We start from the raw sequence: 15,711 nt of genomic DNA, 5'->3' as shown, positions 1-15,711 counted from the left end.
GATGAGTTTTCACCGCGCGGCTGGTCTGTACTCGGGAAGGCATTCGACGAAGGGTGGGAAGCGATGACAGAGGGCGCGGTTCAGGAGGACTTTGCTCCGCTGGCGGAGCCGTATCGGCGGGAGTTGTTGGCGCACTGTTACCGGATGTCCGGTTCGGTGCACGACGCCGAGGATCTGGTGCAGGAGGTGTACCTGAAGGCGTGGCGCGCCTACGAGAAGTTCGAGGGTCGCTCCTCGCTGCGTACCTGGCTGTACCGGATCGCGACGACCACCTGCCTGACCGCGCTGGAGAGCAAGGGCAAGCGCCCGCTGCCCACCGGCCTCGGCGCGCCGAGCTCGGATCCCGCAGGCGAACTCGTCGAGCAGGGCGAGGTGCCCTGGCTCGAGCCGATCCCGGATGCCCTCCTCGGCACCGCCGCGAGCGACCCGGCTGTGGTCGCGACCTCCCGCGAGAGCATCCGGCTGGCGTTGATCGCCGCCCTGCAGTTCCTGCCGCCGAAGCAGCGGGCGGTGCTGATCCTGCGCGAGGTGCTGGCCTGGCCTGCCGCGGAGGTCGCGGAACTGCTCGGCATCAGCACGGCGGCCGTGAACAGCGCCCTGCAGCGCGCCCGCGCGCAGATCGATCAGGCCTCGCCCGCCGAGGACGCCGTCGTGGAGCCGGTCGCGCCGGATCAGCGCGAGCTGCTCGACAAGTACATGGCCGCCTTCGAGACGTACGACATGGCCGCGCTCAAGGAGCTGTTCACCCAGGACGCCGTCTGGGAGATGCCGCCCTTCGTCGGCTGGTACCAGGGCCCCGATGCGATCCGCACCCTCATCGAGAACAACTGCCCCGCAAATGGTCCCGGGGACATGAAGCTGATCCCCACGGTGTCGAACGGGCAGCCCGCGTTCGCGATGTACATGCGCGAACCCGACGGCGGGTACTCCGCCTTCCAGCTGCAGGTGGTCTCGCTCGGGCCGTCGGGGATCGGTCATGTGACGGTGTTCTTCGACGTGTCGCTGTTCGGCAAGTTCGGGCTGCCCGAGACGCTGCCGGTCGGGTCATGACGGGCGCCGCGGTCGCGTGGCCGCTGGCCGACCCGGTCGCGTTGCTGGAGCGTTCGATCGCCTACACGTTGGGCAGCCTGCAGCTCGTGACGGAGGAGTCGATGGACCGGGCCACGCCCTGTCGCGGGTGGGACCTCCGACAGCTGTTGGCGCACATGAACGATGCCCTCGGCACTCTGCAGGAGGCCGCCCTGGACCGGCACATCGCGCTGGTACCCGCCGCGGGCGCGGCCGATCCCGAGTCCGATCCCGTTGCGGCGCTGTGTGATCGCGCCTGCCGACTGCTCGGTGCGTGGGCTCGTTCGGGTGATCCGGAGGGGATCCAGATCGGCGGCGTCTCGATGGCCGCGGGCATCGTGCCCGCCGCCGGTGCGCTGGAGATCGCCGTGCACGGGTGGGACGTCGCAAGGGCGTGCGGGCGCAACCGGCCGATCCCGCCGGACCTCGCCGAGGAACTGCACACCTGTGCAACGCTTTTCGTCAGTGATGCGGACCGGCCGGCGCGCTTCGCCGCCCCCGTCGAGTTGTCGGCGGGGGCGGGGCCGGGGGAGCGGCTGCTGGCCTTCCTCGGCCGCGACTCGCGCGCCTAGGCGCCGGCAATCGCCCGCAACACCTCGAAGGTCTCCTGCTCGTCCTGCTCGGTGCCGTGGTCGCTGAGCTTGACGATGACTGTGCCGGTGGCCGGGTCGACGTAGGTGTACTGGCCGTAGACACCGAGCGCGGACAGGTCCGGGCTGTCTGGGGTGGGGTGCCACCACTGCGCGGAGTAGCCCCACGGCGAGCTCGAGACCTGGTGCGGGGCAGGGGCGCTGATGCGTTCGATCCAGGCGGGCGGGACCACCTGGGTGTCGCCCGCGCGCCCGCCATCGAGGACGAGCCGGCCGATCTTGGCGTAGTCGCGGGCGGTCGCGTTGAGGCAGCAGAACGCCTTCTCCTGGCCGCCGTCCCGGTCGAGGTTCCAGGTGGCGCCGTCCTCGGCGCCGATCGGGGCCCACAGGTTCCGCTCGAGCAGCTCGGTCAGCGGTCTCCCCTCGACCCGGGCCAGCACCTGTCCCAGGAGCTGGGTCTCGACGCTCCGGTAGTCGCCCTCGCTGCCCGGGCTGTAGGTGACCTCGCGGTGGTCGGCGACGAACTCGTCGAGGTCCTGGGTCAGGTACATCCGGGCCGTGCCGGTCAGCGGCCAGTACGGGTTGTAGTTCTCGGACACATCGACGCCCGCGGTCATGTCCAGCAGGTGACGCACCGTCACGGTGTCGTACTCCCCGCCGGTGGCGAGCTCCGGCAGGACGTCGACCAGCCGGTCGTCCTCGCTGAGCTTGCCCGCGTCGATGGCCTGACCGATCATCAGCGAGACGACGGACTTGGCCATCGACCACGAGGCCATCGGTGTCGTGGCCTCGACGCCGTCGCGGTACCACTCGTTGGTGAGTGCGCCGTCCCGCAGCACCAGGAAGGCGTTGGTGTGGGTGGTCTCGAGGAACTGCGCGACCGGGATCTGCTCGCCCCGCCACGGCACCGAGTCCGGCAGCGGAATCGAGTTCGACTGCAGCGGAGCGGGATCCGGCGAGGCCGCCACCGCGCGAGATGGATACAGCTCGCCCTGCTTCGACGGGGCCTCGGTCAGCAGCCGGGCCAGGGTCGGCGGCGCGGGGATCTCGAGCGCCGCGGCGGCCGCATAGGTAGCCGCCACCAGCGTCGCGGCGGCCACCGGGACGACGATCGCGGCCGTACACAGCCGGGAGCGCTTGCGAGGCGGCTCGGCGACGGTGGGCTCGGCGACGGTGGTGGGCTCGGTGGTGGTGCTTGGCTCGGTCATGCGTGGGTGATCCTCGATATCGGGTGGGTGGGTCTTTGGCGCCTTGCGGGGCCGGGTCAGTCCGTGCGCACGCGGGCGGACGCGGTGTCGGCCTTGGCGTCGAGCGCGGTCCAGAAGGCCTCGATCATGGTGGCGAGTACCAGATCCGGGCCCACCTCGGCCAGGGCAGACGCGTGTGCGGCGATCGCGGGGTAACGCGCCGGGTCCGCGCCGACGTACTCGTGGGTCCAGGCGCGTTCGTCGCCCGCGCGCAGCTTGTCCGGCAGCAGCGCGTGGCCGGCCTGCATCCCCGCGTAGGAAAGCACGGCCTCGGCCATCATCCGTTGGTAGCGGACCACATCCGCCGGCTCCAGCCCCAGCTCGCCGAGCGCGGCGAGCATCATCTCGACCAGGGCGAACTCGCCAGGGCCGCGGGTCGTGCGCGGGGCCACGGCGGCGCCGACATGGGGATGCTCGGTGAACACCGCGACCACGGCGCCGGCGAGGTGTTCCATCCGCTCCTTCGGGCCGAGCCCGGCGGGGACGCGATCGTGCGCCATCGTCAATAGACGGTCGCCGACGGCTCGCAGGAGCGCGTCCTTGTCGGAGAAGTGCCGCCAGACCGCCGACCGGTCCACGCCGAGCTCCTCGCCGAGGGCACGTCCGGTCAGTCCGTCGGGGCGGCCCCGCGCGGCGATCCGCACGGCGGCGTCCACGATCACCTCCGGCGTCAGTCGCGTGCGCGAACTCTCCTCGGCCATCCCTGTATCCCTCCCGCCGTGAGTCCTTCTGGTCCGCCCTGGGGTCAGAAGGACTCACGGGCCGCCTGTCATCGTCGTTGTCATCAATGATGACAACGCTGATGTGGCGGTGGGGGCAAACGGCGAAAGTGCTACGCGGCGCCGTCCCAGGCGAACGGTGCGAACGGCGGGTCAAGCGGCGCCTCGGTCATCCGATTGGCGAAGGTGGACAGCGTGTAGGTGCCGACCCCGAGTACGACCTCGAGGGCGTTGCGGCGCGTGAAGCCGTGGTCGAGGAACGCCTGCATCTGCGCCTCATCGACCCCGCCCGCGGCGTCCAGGACCTCGAGCGTGAACCTGCGGATGGCCTCGAGTCGCGGGTCGGAGAGCGGCTGCCGGGAGCGGAGGTCCGTGACCAGCTGCTCCGGCGCCGCGGCACGGGTGAGGGAGGCGGTGTGCAGGGCGACGCAGACGTGACACTCGTTGCGCGTCGCGATGGTCAGGACCAGCACCTCGCGTTCGAGTTCGGTGAGCGTGCTGCGCTCGAACAGGGCGTTCGACCGGGTGAAGGCCTGCAGTAGCTCCGGCGATTCCGACATGAGCGCCACGGGGGCGGGCAGGAACCCGAACTTCCCCTCGATGGTCGCCATGGTCGGGCGGGCGGCGCCGGGGGCGGTCTGGGCTGTGTGGTGGGTGAAGGGCATCTGGAGTCCTCTCTGCGGTAATATCGTCAACGTGGTTGTCCATATAGTAAACATGGTTGTCTATATTCGGCAAGGGGTGCGCCGTGGCCGTCGATGAGAGCCCCGGCTACGAGCTGCCGCTGCTGCTGTTCGCCGGATTCCGGACACTGATCGACGAGGTGCATCGCCAGCTGGCAGAGCAAGGGCACCCGGACATGCGGCCCGCCTACGGATTCGCGATGCAAGCCATCGGGATCGCGGGGACCAGCGCGAGCGAGCTGGGACGACGGCTCGGCGTCTCCAAGCAGGCGGCGGGCAAGACGGTCGATCGGCTCGAGGGCCTCGGTTACGTGGCGCGCGAGAGCGACCCGTCGGACGCCCGCAGCAAGCGGGTGGTGCTCACCGAGCGGGGGCTCGACAGCCTGCGACGGTCCGCGGTCGCATTCGACCGACTGCAGGCGGACTGGGCGGCGACGATCGGGCCGGAACGGCTGCGCGCGTTGGAGTCCGATCTGCGCGCCGTCACCGCTGGTCAGGGCTTCCGTCTCGACGCGCAGGCCTGGTTCGGCGGATAATTGACCCGCGCGCGATGAGTTTTGCGGTCGTCGCCGGTCTATATGGCAACCGCTTCGCGCGCCATGCACGAAGCAATCCAGCATCGGAGCCCGCCATGACCACCACGCCGCACACCACGACCACCGCACCCGCCGCCGGCTCGGCCGCCCCCTCGCGGGGTGCCCGGATCGCAGGCCTGATCATCACCGGGCTGGTCGTCGTGTTCTTCCTCTTCGACTCGCTCACCCACATCGCCAACGTCGAGCAGGTGCGCACCGCGATGGCCGACCTCGGGTTCGACCCGAGCCTGAACAGGGTCTTCGGTGTGGTGCTGCTGATCTGCCTCGCCCTCTACGTCGTGCCCGTCACGTCGATCCTCGGTGCGGTCCTGCTGACCGGCTACCTCGGCGGTGCCGTGGCCACCAACCTGCTCACCGAGCAGCCCATCCTGAGCACCACCCTCGCGCCGATCTACTTCGGCATCCTGGTGTGGGGCGGGCTGTACCTGCGCGATCTGCGGGTGCGCGCGATCATGCCGCTCGTCCGCGGCTGACCGACCTCGGATGCCGTCCCCCGCACCGAACCGGTGTGGGGGACAGCCGTGTTCAGCCGACCCGGGTGACGATCACGAACGGACCGACCTCGGTGGTGGTGAACCGGGGGTCGTCGAACAGCTTCTCCGGGAAGGTCACGGTGTAGCGGCGCACGTTCGGATCGTTGGGGTACACGTCCTCCGCCAGGCGCAGCGTGTAGCCGTCGGACCCCTTGCGGAAGACGAATACATCCGGTGTGCGCCAGGGGCTTTCGTCCATGGCCCGGACCAGCTCGTCGGGGCTCTCGGTCTCGGACCAGCCGGCGATCGCGGCGGCGCGGCGGTCGAACTGCGCCAACGGGTTCGCGTAGTGCGACGTCAGCCCCTGGAAGCCGAAGTACGGGTAGAAGCTGAGGAAGCTGGTGTCGGCGGTGAGCACCACGGTGTCGGAGCGCGGTCCAGGGCGCTGCGCGGTGATCGCCGCGTCGACCTCGTCGTAGTAGGAGGCGGCGCCGGGCGGCCGCTTGTCCGCCCGCTCGCCGTTGCCGTCGGTGTCGGTGTACGCGGTGGTGATCTCCGAGGCGAGCACCTGCGGGATGTTCTGGGCGAATGCCAGCGCGCCCAGCGCGCCGATCGCGACGATCGCGGCCCGGACCCGCGGATTCTCGCTGGTCGCCAGGATCGTCCAGCGCGCGAAGTCGAGGAACCCGAAAACGCCTGCGGCGCCGAGCAGGACCCACAGCACCGGTTCGAGGCGGAAGGACAGCAGGGTGTTGCCGATCGCCGTCACGGCCATCGAGAGCAGCCACCAGGCGTACACGGCGACGACGCCGATCCCGAGCGCCTGCGCGCGCCGCGAGGACGAGGTGCGGCCGACCAGCCACACCGTGCCGAGCAGGCAGAGGCCGCCGAGCAGCGAGAAATGGAACATCGGCAGGGGCAGGTGGGCGCCCGAATCGGGCAGGTAGTGCAGTGCCGTGCCCGAGCTCGCGGTCGGGCCGGTGCGCAGCGCGTTCAGGTACGGCAGCCACACGATCAACGCGATGAGCCCGGCGATCACGCCCGTCACCGCCAGCCGGAGCAGCGGGTCCAGCGCCGCCCGTAGCCCGTTGGCCCGCACCGCGAGCGCGGCGGCGAGCACGGCCATCAGCGTCACCGCGAACGCCGCCCAGCCGAGGTAGAGGGTGTAGAAGGTGGCGGCGACGCCGAGGAAGATGCCCGTCCCGACGATCGCACCCCAGCCGTCGGCCCCGCTCCGGCCCGGTCGGTACAGCCCGCCCCAGGCCAGCACCAGCACCGGCGGCAGCAGCACCACGAGGACCGCGCTGTACGCCTCGGGGGATGCGTAGGCCAGCGCGATCGCCGTCACGGCCGTCGCGACCAGCACCGCCACGTGGTCGCGGATCAGCTTCGACCACAACACCAGCGACACGACGGCGGCCACCGCGATGGAGGCGATCGCGTACGGCTTGAACGCTTCCCAGCCCTCCATGCCGAGCAGATTCGCGACCCGGCCGCCGACCCAGAACCAGCCCGCCGGGTAGAACGAGGGCAGGTCCGCGTAGGTCATGTCGTCGAGCCGGGCGGTGTCCGTCATCCGGGTGAGGAACTCGGTGCGGAACTCCTGGTCCACCGAGATGCCGTGCAGGTACAGCTTCGTCGCGGCCAGCGGCATCCCGAGGGTGACGGTGACGAAGCCGGACAGCGCGGCCCAGGACAGCAGTTTCGCCGCGATCACCGCGCGGCGGGCCCGCAGCAGCCACACCGACAGACCCAGCGCCGCCAAGGTCACGACCTGCCCGACCGTGGTCAGCGCCTGGGTGACGTTGGAGGAGTTGAACGCAGGCCAGTCCACCAGCCCGAAGGCGATCAGCCCGACCGCGGCGACGGCGGCCGCGACGACCGCCGCCAGCCCCATCTCCCCGGCGGTGGATGCCGCGCGACGCAGCGGATCCCTGCGGGCCGCGGACGTGCTCGGAGCTGTGTCGGGGATCGGAGCTGCGGGAGCGTCAGTCACGAGCACTGAGCTTAGTGAACCGAGGGTGAGCCGGACGCGGGCGCCGCGGCGGGGTTGCGGGGGTGGCCGAATCGGCGCCCTTGGGTGCCTGGTGGTGTGGGCCTCGACGCGCCATATTTGGTGTAGTCCACCCGCACCCGATCCCAACGGAAAGCCTCAGATGATCTCTCGAACCGCAAAGACGCTCGGCATCGCGTTACTCGTCGCCGCGGGATCGATCGGGGCCACCGCCTCGGTCGCCCAGGCGGAGATCCGCAGCTCGGCCGAGGGAACGCAGGCGGTCGTCTGCGTGCACGACGGCAAGGAATACAGCGTCGGCAGCAAGGTCTATCTCCCGGACGGCAGCTACCAGACCTGTGAGAGCAACGGCCAATGGCGGCGGGTCATGCCTGGATGAGCGACGTGCGGCCCTGCCCGAACGACGAATCGGCCCCACCACGGTGCACTGTGGTGGGGCCGATTCGTCGGGTGCTGCGGGTCGTGTGGGGCTAGATCGGCAGCTTGCGGAAGATCGCCCGCGGCACGTGCCGCAGCGCCATCATCACGAAGCGCCAGGGGCCCGGGGTCCAGACGATTTCCTTGCCCTTGTCGGACGCGGCGACGGCGAGCGAGGCGACGATGTCCTTGTTGACCGTCAGCGGGGCTTCCTTGACGTGCGCGCTGAACTGGGTGCGCACCATGCCGGGCCGGACCACCGTGACCTTCGGTCCGAACTGGGCGAGGGCCTCACCCAGGCCGAGGTAGAAGCCGTCGAGGCCGGCCTTGGTGGAGCCGTAGACGAAGTTGGCGCGCTTGACGCGCTCACCGGCGACCGAGGACATCGCGATGATGCGGCCGAAGCCCTGCGCCTTCATCTTCTCGCCGACGAGCACACCGACCGACACCGCCGCGGTGTAGTTGACGTTGGCCACCAGCACGGCCTTGCGCTGGTTCTGCCACAGCTCCTCGGCGTCGCCGTCCAGCGCGAACGCGACGATCGCGACATCGACGTCGCCCTTGGACCAGGCCGCGTCGATCACCTTCGGGTGCGACTCGGTGTCCACGGCGTCGAAGTCGACGAGCTCGACCTCGGTGGCGCCCTTGGCCTTCAGCTGGGCGACGGCGGCGTCGCGGCCAGGATCGCCAGGCAGTGCGGCCAGTACCACCCGCATCGGAGCCTTCTTCAGGTACTCCTCGCAGATGGCCAGGCCGATCTCGGAGGTGCCGCCGAGGAGCAGCAGGGTCTGGGGGTTACCCACGGCGTTGATCACAGTTCCAACCTTCTGGACATATCGGAGGCGAAAACGCCTGTGGGGTCGTACTTCCGGCGGGTCGCGATCCACTCGTCGATCCGCGGGTACATGGCGTGGAAGGTCTCGGCGGTGGTGCGTGAGTCCTTGGCGGTGTACAGCCGGCCGCCGAATTCGAGGACACGCTTGTCGAGTTCGGTGACGAACTCGTTCAGGCCGGCCTTGATCGGGAAATCGACGCAGACGTTCCAGCCGTGCATCGGGAAGCTCAGCGGCGCCTGGTTGCCCTCGCCGAACAGCTTGAACACGTTGAGGAACGAGTAGAAGCCCGACCGCTGGATGTCGACGATGATCTTCTTGAACTCGTCGACCGCCTCGGGCGGCACCACGAACTGGTACTGCAGGAATCCGTTGGATCCGTAGGCGCGGTTCCACTCCCCGAACAGGTCGAGCGGGTGGTAGAACGCCGTCAGATTCTGGATCTGGTTGGTGGCGTTCTTCGTCTTCCGGTAATACAGCTCGCCGACGATCGTGAAGTCGAGTTTGTTGGCGAGGCCGTTCGGGAAGATGTCCGGGAACGTCACCAGAGGCTTGGCGTTGAACCGCAGTGGATCCTTCTGCAGCTTGGCCGGCAGCTGGTCCAGCTTCGCCAGCGAGCCGCGGGACACGGCCGCTCGGCCCAGCTTCGGCGGCGCGGAGATCGCGTCGAACCACGCCGACGAGTAGTCGTAGTTTTCCTCGGAGCCGTCGCTGTGCAGCGCGATGGTCTCGTCGAGGCTGGTGGTGCGGACGCTGTCCGCGATGAAGTACGCCGTCTCGGTGGGCGTCATCTTGATGGTGGCGCGCAGGATGATGCCCGTCAGGCCCATGCCGCCGACCGTCGCCCAGAAGAGCGCGGCCTTGGGATCGTTGCGCCCGCCCTTGGGGGTGAGCGTGCGGACCTTGCCGTCGGCGGTCAGCAGGTCCAGCGACACGACGTGGTTGCCGAAGCTGCCGGCGCTGTGGTGGTTCTTGCCGTGGATGTCGGAGCCGATGGCGCCGCCGATCGTGACCTGGCGGGTGCCCGGAAGTACCGGAACCCACAGGCCGAACGGCAGGGCCGCCTTCATCAGCTGGTCCAGGTTCACACCGGCGTCGACGTCCACCAGGGCGGTGTCGCGATCGATGCGATGAATGCGATTGAGCGCATTCATGTCGATGACCAGGCCGCCTGCGTTCTGCGCCGGGTCGCCGTAGGACCGGCCGAGCCCGCGGGCGATGACGCCGCGCCGCAGGTAGGACGGCTTGCCCTCGTTCTGCTCGGCGACCTGCGCGACCGCGCTGGCGATCACCTCGACGTCGGGCGTGGACAGCACCTGGGCGGTGGTGGGCGCGGTGCGCCCCCAGCCGGTCAGGGTGCGGGTCTGGGTGGTCAGAGGCTGCGGCTGCACGGCGGCGGCCGGGGACTCTTCAGCTGTCGTGGACATCGTTGTAGAGGTTACCTGGCGGTAGCGGATCCGACCCCTGGCGAGTGTGCAGGTATGGCCGCCGCCACTCGACGTTTGGCCCGGTAGCTGCACACTCGGCGCCCGGCCCGGACCCGCCGAGTGTGCAGCTCCCGTCGCCGTTCCTGGGGGTTTGGCCCGGCAAGTGCACACTCGGCCGGGCGGGACTAGACGATGAGGCCTGCGGTCTGGGTGCGGGCGCGGTCGAAGCGGGCGGAGACGTCGTTCCAGTTGACGATGTTCCAGAAGGCGTTGACGTAGTCGCCCTTGACGTTCTGGTAGTCGAGGTAGAAGGCGTGCTCCCACATGTCGAGCATGAGCAGGGGGGTGAGGCCGATGGAGATGTTGCCCTGCTGGTCGTAGAGCTGGACGATGATCAGTCGCTGGCCGATGGAGTCCCAGGCGAGGATGGACCAGCCGGAGCCCTGGATGGCGTTGGCGTTGGCGTTGAAGTGGGTGCGGAAGGCGTCGAAGCCGCCGAACTGGTCGTCGATGGCTGCGGCGAGTTCGCCTTCGGGCTTGTCGCCGCCGTCGGGGCTGAGGTTGTTCCAGAAGACGGTGTGGTTGGTGTGGCCGCCGAGGTGGAAGGCGAGGTTCTTCTCGTGCAGGTTGACGACGGGGGCGACGGCGTCGGCGGCGCGGAGTTCGGCGAGCTTGTCGAGGGCGGTGTTGGCGCCTGCGACGTAGGCGGCGTGGTGCTTGTCGTGGTGCAGCTCCATGATCTTGCCGGAGATGTGCGGCTCGAGGGCGGCGTAGTCGTAGGGCAGTTCAGGCAGCGAGTAGACAGACACGAGATGCTCCTTTAGCGGTTGACGTGAACCCGATCCTGCAACCTCAACCGCACTGGAGGTCCAGGGGTTGTGTGAGAGGTCACGCGCGCGCACCGGTGGCGGCGTCGCCTACTCTCGACCGGTGTCCGGAACCGCCAGCGCCCCCGAGCCGCACCTGCCGCTACCCGTCGAGCTGCCCCTCGTCGACGAGCCGGGCGGCACCGATGTGGACCTCAAGACGCAGATGGTGCGCTTCATCGCGACGGGTGGGTTGTCCGCGGTCGTCGACTACGGGCTGTACACGCTGTTCCTTGCGCTCGGGCTGCCGCGCTTCGTGGCCAAGTCGATCGGCTTCGTCGCGGGCACCAGCACCGCGTACCTGATAAACCGGCGCTGGACGTTCAAGGCGCCGCCCAGCCGCGCCCGATTCGTCGCGGTGGTGGCGCTCTACGCGGTGACCTTCGCCGTGCAGGTCGGGCTCAATGAGCTGATGAACAACGTGTTCGCGGACGAGTGGTGGCGGACCCCGCTGGCCTTCGTCATCGCGCAGGGCACCGCGACGGTGATCAATTTCGTCGTCCAGCGCGCGGTCATCTTCAAGATCCACTAGCGAACCGGTAGCGCGGTCGCGCTGTGACACGCTGTCCGCGTGGAACACAATCGGTTGTGGCCGATCGCGGACAGGGTGTCGCGGTTGTGGTGGCGCACGGTGGGGCGTCCCGTTGACCTGGGCGGTGACCACGCATGGCTGACGGCACCCACCTCGGCGGCGGGAGTCGTCCGGGACCACTGGCTTCCGGTCGAGGCGGAGCGACTCGGCGGAGCGCTCATCGCCGCGGATGCCGACGCCGGACTGCTGCCGGACATGGAGTGTCTCGCCGGACCCGGATTCGACCCCGAGCGGCTCGATCCGGCGATCCGGGATTTCTACGAGCACACCAGCCAATGGCGGATGGAGATCTGGACCAAGTGGTCACCGTTGTTCGCGCCGGCCGGATCGATCATCGGCCGGTTGTACGGCAAGCGGGTGCAGCAACTGGCGCTCCCGGTCGATCCGCTCGCCGCGGCGCACGGGGTGGACACCACGATCACGAAAGTGGTTGACGGCGAAGGCAACCACGCCGGCTCGGCCTGGTTGCGGACGCTGCGCGGTACGGGCGACTTCATGTACAGCGGGTACTACCGCAGCGCCCTGCTACCCGGACACGACCGGCCCAGTATCCACGTGAGCTTCCCGCTGGAGCACGGCAATGTCCAGGTCTTCCTGCGCCCGCAGAACGGCCCCGACGGGTCGCTGCTCCTGGAGTCCCCGGCAGGCGAGTTCGGTGCCGACGGCGCCTATGTCACCGTCCTCGAGCGGGGGCGCCACTATGCGGCCCGGGTCCCGATCCGCGAGGAGTTCCGCATCTACGTCGACCGTGAAGGCGTCCTCCGCACCGACCACGTGCTGCGGATGTGGCGACGGGTGGCGATGCGACTGCACTATCGGCTCGATCGGGTATCCGCGCCTCGAGCGGCCGGCGAGCAGGCGCCCGTCGTGCGTTCGGAAGCCACCGGCTGAGCTGGAGGGGCAGGTCACCGAGGCGGACCGGTGGTCAGCACGATCGTCGCGGACCGCGACCCGCCGCTCGCGTCGGTCCACCCCAGTTCGATGCGATCGCCTGGATGCCGGGCGACCATCATCGCGGTGAGTTCGGCCGCGGTCCGGATCGGCTTGCCGTCGAAGGTCGTGATCACGTCGCCGCGCGCCAGCCCGGCCCCCTCGGCAGGCGTGCCGTAGCTGACCGCGACCACCCGGGCGCCGGGGACCGTGACGGAGTCGCTGACGCTGATGCCGAGCAGGGCCGTCGGCCCGACGTGCACGGTCTCCGAGCCGCGGCCCTCGCGGACCTGGTCCACGACCGTGATCGCCTCGTCGATCGGGACCGCGAACGACTTGATCTCCCGCGGCGGTGCGGGTGTCGGCCCCTCGTCGTGCGAGACGGCGGTGCCCGCGGTGCTGACCCCGATGACGGAGCCGGTGGCGTCGACCAGCGGCCCGCCCGAATCGCCCGGCCGGATGTCGGCGTTCACCTCGATCAGGCCGGACAGCTTGTTGGTCGAGCCGTCGGCCGAGTCGCGCGCGGTGACGGATCGGTTCAGGGCGGTGACGATGCCGCCCGCCGCCAGCGGGACGCCAGCGCCCTCGGCGTTGCCGATGGCGGTCACCGGATCGCCGGTCCGTACCGCGGCGGAGTGGCCGAGCGCGGGCGTCGGCAGCCCGGTGGCGCCCGCGAGTCGCAGCACCGCGAGGTCGCGGGTCCGGTCGTACCCGGCCACCTCGGCGTCGTAGCTAGCGCCGTTGCCCTGGTTCACCGCCATGATGTCGGTGGCGCCGTCGATCACGTGATGGTTGGTCAGGACGAGGCCGTCCGGGGTGAGCACGATGCCGGTCCCCGCGATCTCGCGCCAGCCGACGCGGGAGATCAGGTGCACGGTCGTCGGCGCCACGCGTTGGTGGATCTGTTCGGGGGTGAGCAGGATCGGCGGCGGTGGTGCTGGTGGCGGAATCGACTGCGGGGTCGCGACTTCCGGGGCGACGACGCCCGATTGTGCCGGGGCGGGAAGCTGGTTCGGCGGGTCCGAGGCCAGGCGTTGGCCGGCGAGCAGGCCTGCGGTGACGGCCGCTGCGACGGCCAGGATCGCCAGCGTCCGGCGGGCACGGCGACGCTGCGGGGTGGTCCGGTCGCGCTCGGTCCTGGTCATGTACACCCGGCATCCGGAGGGGGCTCTGGTCGGCGTGGTGCGGTCGTTCAAGATTACGCGGACGGCCCATGCGCGGTCGGGCGTTTGGCGCCCCGCTTCACTGCCGGACTCGCCGAATAGTGCCGATTTCGGCAGTTCGGCGCGGTTGCGGCGGTAGCGTCCCTGGCGCGTGCACGTTCATTCGTTGCGAACCGGGGAGGGGCACTTCCATGGAGGTCACATCGAAGGGGAGGTCGCGTCGTCTCGCTCGGGCGACGACCATCGCCCTCGCATCGGCGCTCGTGACGGCCGGCTCGGCAGGTATCGCCGTCGCGTCCACCGGCCCTGCTGCGCCCGGCGCCGCGCCGCCGACGGGCCTGGCGGAGTTCGCGGACTCGCTGACCCACCCCGCCATCGGCAGCCTGAACACCGGCTTCGCCGGGCTCGGCAGCCTCGGGCTCACCTTCGATTCCGGCAGCGCGGGGTCGTCCAACAACGGCCCCGACAACACCGGCTCGCAGAACACCGGGTCCTACAACACCGGCTCCGACAACGTGGGGTCCGCGAACACCGGCTCGGGCAACATCGGGTTCGCGAACACCGGCTCGGGCAATGTCGGGTTCGGTAACACGGGATCCGGCAACGTGGGGTCCCTGAACACCGGCTCGCTCAACACCGGCTCGGGCAACACCGGCATCCTGACCGAGGGAATCCTCGTCACCGGACTGGGATCGGTCGGCTTCGGATCCCTTGGCATCAACTGGAACTGAGCGCCTGCTCGGTCAGCCCATTCGTCGCTTGAGCACCATGTACACGGCGCGGCGCATGAACGAGGTGCCCAGCGCCTTGGCGTTGCCGATCCGCACGTCCATCGCGGACAGCAGTCCCGGTTCGGCCGCCCGCAGCGCCTCGTGGAAGGCCGCCGCCTGGGAGGCCTGCTGGCGCGCCAGCCGCACGCTCCACTGGCCGGCGTTGATGCGGAACGACGCGAGTGGACGGGGGATCGCCACGACGTCGCCGTGCAGGGCGACGCCGACATAGGTGGCCTCGTCGATCAGGTACGGGTTGGCGTCGTCCCACCAGCCGATCTTCTCGAGCACGGCCCGTCGCATCAGCACGCAGCCGGGCTCGCCGAAGATGTTCGCTCCCGCGGTCACGGCCCGCCGTGCGGCGACCCGACCGCTGACCGGCCCGGACAGGCCCGCCAGTCCGCGGGCGGCGAGCACGGTCTTGCCCGCCGCGTCGACCAGGGTGCGCTGCGAGGCGACCAGCACCGTCTCCGGGCGCTCGTCGAACGCGGCCACCTGCTCGGCGAGGCAGGTCGGGAAGATCGTGTCGTCGCCGCACACCAGCTTGAGCAGGTCGCCGTTCGCGGCCTGGCTGACGCGGTCCCAGTTGGCCTTGGCGCCTCCACCCGCCGGGGTGTTCAGGATCGTGACGCGGGGGTCGTCGGCGTAGGGGGCCAGGGCGGCGAGGGTGCCGTCGCTCGACGAGTGGTCGGCGATGATCAGCTCGAAGTCCTCGAAGGTCTGTCCGAGGATCGAGTCGATGGTTTCGGCGATGTAGTCGGCGTTGTTGTACGCCGGAACGACGACGGAGACCCGAGGCGTCATGCGGAACCAGACCTTTTCTTTCTACTGAAGGAGAAATCTCGATACCCGAAGAAGCTCGCGGTCGCGGTCACCGCGGTGATCGCGATCTGCGCCGGGATCGGCGGGAACCCGAACACCGACACCGCCAGCGTCATCAGGGCCATGTTGATCGCGAAGGCGCCGAAGTTGACCACGACGAACCGCCACAGGTCACGCAGCAGGTGCCCGCGGACGCGGAACACCAGGTAGCGGTACATCGCGAACGCGCACAGCACGTTGCACAGGTAGCCGGCGACGATCGCGAAGTGGTAGCCGAGCTGGTCGCCGAGGGCGAGCTGCCAGACGATGAACCAGGCCGTGCCGAGCGCCGTGTTGAACCCGCCGACCAGCAGGAAGGCCAGCCCCTGGTTCTTCACCAGCCGCATCAGCGGTCCGGCACCGCCCGACATGCCCGCGGGCGGGGTCGCCTCGGCGGTGCCCGAACTCGGGTCGTGGGGACCTCGGTCGGTCAACTGGTGGTCCTTCATCGCTGGTGGTACT

Annotated in this window: 18 protein-coding genes; 8 read left to right on the top strand and 10 right to left on the bottom strand. The window is 69.7% G+C overall.

Features of this window, described 5'->3' with window-relative positions; translation table 11 throughout:
* Positions 1–63: 63 nt before the first annotated feature.
* Positions 64–1,050, top strand: coding sequence for a sigma-70 family RNA polymerase sigma factor (locus tag JOE46_RS16700; RefSeq protein ID WP_097214119.1), 987 nt, complete (start codon positions 64–66; stop codon positions 1,048–1,050).
* A complete protein-coding gene (locus JOE46_RS16695; protein WP_209927890.1) occupies positions 1,047–1,640 on the top strand; it encodes a TIGR03086 family metal-binding protein in 594 nt (197 codons plus the stop codon). Before JOE46_RS16700 ends, JOE46_RS16695 begins: the two co-directional genes overlap by 4 nt.
* Here the strand turns inward: JOE46_RS16695 and JOE46_RS16690 are convergent.
* The 3 genes from JOE46_RS16690 to JOE46_RS16680 all read right to left on the bottom strand — a co-directional run bounded on the left by JOE46_RS16690 (position 1,637) and on the right by JOE46_RS16680 (position 4,289).
* Positions 1,637–2,866, bottom strand: coding sequence for a serine hydrolase (locus JOE46_RS16690; protein ID WP_209927889.1), 1,230 nt, complete (start codon positions 2,864–2,866; stop codon positions 1,637–1,639). The two genes, JOE46_RS16695 and JOE46_RS16690, sit on opposite strands and share 4 nt — an antisense overlap.
* A gap of 56 nt (positions 2,867–2,922) precedes the next feature.
* Complete coding sequence (locus tag JOE46_RS16685) at positions 2,923–3,606, bottom strand: TetR/AcrR family transcriptional regulator (RefSeq protein ID WP_209927887.1); 684 nt, start codon at positions 3,604–3,606, stop codon at positions 2,923–2,925.
* A 131-nt stretch (positions 3,607–3,737) separates the two neighbouring features.
* Positions 3,738–4,289, bottom strand: a complete 552-nt coding sequence (locus tag JOE46_RS16680; protein WP_245221076.1) for a carboxymuconolactone decarboxylase family protein — start codon at positions 4,287–4,289, stop codon at positions 3,738–3,740.
* Positions 4,290–4,372: 83 nt separating this feature from the next.
* On the opposite strand from JOE46_RS16680, the gene JOE46_RS16675 reads away from it, so the two are divergent.
* Together JOE46_RS16675 and JOE46_RS16670 are read left to right on the top strand one after the other, a co-directional pair.
* Positions 4,373–4,843 (top strand): MarR family winged helix-turn-helix transcriptional regulator, encoded by a 471-nt coding sequence (locus tag JOE46_RS16675; protein WP_257017818.1) that lies wholly within the window; start codon positions 4,373–4,375, stop codon positions 4,841–4,843.
* A 95-nt stretch (positions 4,844–4,938) separates the two neighbouring features.
* Positions 4,939–5,376 carry a DoxX family protein gene (locus JOE46_RS16670; protein WP_097214114.1) on the top strand — a complete coding sequence of 146 codons (438 nt, stop codon included), beginning with the start codon at positions 4,939–4,941 and terminating at the stop codon, positions 5,374–5,376.
* Between the two features lie 52 nt (positions 5,377–5,428).
* Here the strand turns inward: JOE46_RS16670 and JOE46_RS16665 are convergent, their stop codons facing one another.
* Entirely contained in the window at positions 5,429–7,273 is a 1,845-nt protein-coding gene (locus tag JOE46_RS16665) for a galactan 5-O-arabinofuranosyltransferase (protein WP_209929131.1), read from the bottom strand.
* Positions 7,274–7,532: 259 nt separating this feature from the next.
* On the opposite strand from JOE46_RS16665, the gene JOE46_RS16660 reads away from it, so the two are divergent.
* The gene (locus tag JOE46_RS16660; protein ID WP_097214112.1) at positions 7,533–7,769 is read left to right on the top strand and encodes a hypothetical protein; all 237 of its coding nucleotides are present in this window, start codon (positions 7,533–7,535) and stop codon (positions 7,767–7,769) included.
* A 91-nt stretch (positions 7,770–7,860) separates the two neighbouring features.
* Here the strand turns inward: JOE46_RS16660 and JOE46_RS16655 are convergent, their stop codons facing one another.
* The 3 genes from JOE46_RS16655 to JOE46_RS16645 form a co-directional block, all read right to left on the bottom strand.
* Positions 7,861–8,622, bottom strand: a complete 762-nt coding sequence (locus JOE46_RS16655; RefSeq protein ID WP_097214111.1) for a decaprenylphospho-beta-D-erythro-pentofuranosid-2-ulose 2-reductase — start codon at positions 8,620–8,622, stop codon at positions 7,861–7,863.
* Positions 8,619–10,067, bottom strand: coding sequence for an FAD-binding oxidoreductase (locus JOE46_RS16650; protein WP_209927886.1), 1,449 nt, complete (start codon positions 10,065–10,067; stop codon positions 8,619–8,621). Before JOE46_RS16650 ends, JOE46_RS16655 begins: the two co-directional genes overlap by 4 nt.
* A gap of 185 nt (positions 10,068–10,252) precedes the next feature.
* Positions 10,253–10,876, bottom strand: coding sequence for a superoxide dismutase (locus JOE46_RS16645; RefSeq protein ID WP_209927884.1), 624 nt, complete (start codon positions 10,874–10,876; stop codon positions 10,253–10,255).
* A 121-nt stretch (positions 10,877–10,997) separates the two neighbouring features.
* Here JOE46_RS16645 and JOE46_RS16640 point away from each other — a divergent pair, with 121 nt between their 5' ends.
* Both JOE46_RS16640 and JOE46_RS16635 read left to right on the top strand, forming a co-directional pair.
* Positions 10,998–11,465: a GtrA family protein gene (locus tag JOE46_RS16640; protein WP_097213128.1), complete on the top strand. Its 468-nt coding sequence runs from the start codon at positions 10,998–11,000 to the stop codon at positions 11,463–11,465.
* Between the two features lie 39 nt (positions 11,466–11,504).
* A complete protein-coding gene (locus JOE46_RS16635) occupies positions 11,505–12,416 on the top strand; it encodes a hypothetical protein (protein ID WP_209927883.1) in 912 nt (303 codons plus the stop codon).
* Positions 12,417–12,430: 14 nt separating this feature from the next.
* Here the strand turns inward: JOE46_RS16635 and JOE46_RS16630 are convergent, their stop codons facing one another.
* Complete coding sequence (locus JOE46_RS16630) at positions 12,431–13,600, bottom strand: S1C family serine protease (RefSeq protein WP_209927882.1); 1,170 nt, start codon at positions 13,598–13,600, stop codon at positions 12,431–12,433.
* A gap of 209 nt (positions 13,601–13,809) precedes the next feature.
* Here JOE46_RS16630 and JOE46_RS16625 point away from each other — a divergent pair, with 209 nt between their 5' ends.
* Entirely contained in the window at positions 13,810–14,349 is a 540-nt protein-coding gene (locus tag JOE46_RS16625; protein ID WP_097213125.1) for a pentapeptide repeat-containing protein, read from the top strand.
* 12 nt (positions 14,350–14,361) lie between these two features.
* Here JOE46_RS16625 and JOE46_RS16620 read toward each other — a convergent pair whose 3' ends face one another.
* Both JOE46_RS16620 and JOE46_RS16615 read right to left on the bottom strand, forming a co-directional pair.
* Positions 14,362–15,192, bottom strand: a complete 831-nt coding sequence (locus tag JOE46_RS16620) for a glycosyltransferase family A protein (RefSeq protein ID WP_209927881.1) — start codon at positions 15,190–15,192, stop codon at positions 14,362–14,364.
* The gene (locus JOE46_RS16615; protein WP_306455747.1) at positions 15,189–15,683 is read right to left on the bottom strand and encodes a GtrA family protein; all 495 of its coding nucleotides are present in this window, start codon (positions 15,681–15,683) and stop codon (positions 15,189–15,191) included. Before JOE46_RS16615 ends, JOE46_RS16620 begins: the two co-directional genes overlap by 4 nt.
* Positions 15,684–15,711: the final 28 nt, after the last annotated feature.

Source organism: Rhodococcus sp. PvR099 (assembly GCF_017833315.1).
Classification (GTDB): Bacteria; Actinomycetota; Actinomycetes; order Mycobacteriales; family Mycobacteriaceae; genus Rhodococcus_G; species Rhodococcus_G oryzae.
Note: the sequence above shows the minus strand (reverse complement) of the source record. Positions and strands in the feature narration are given on the sequence as shown.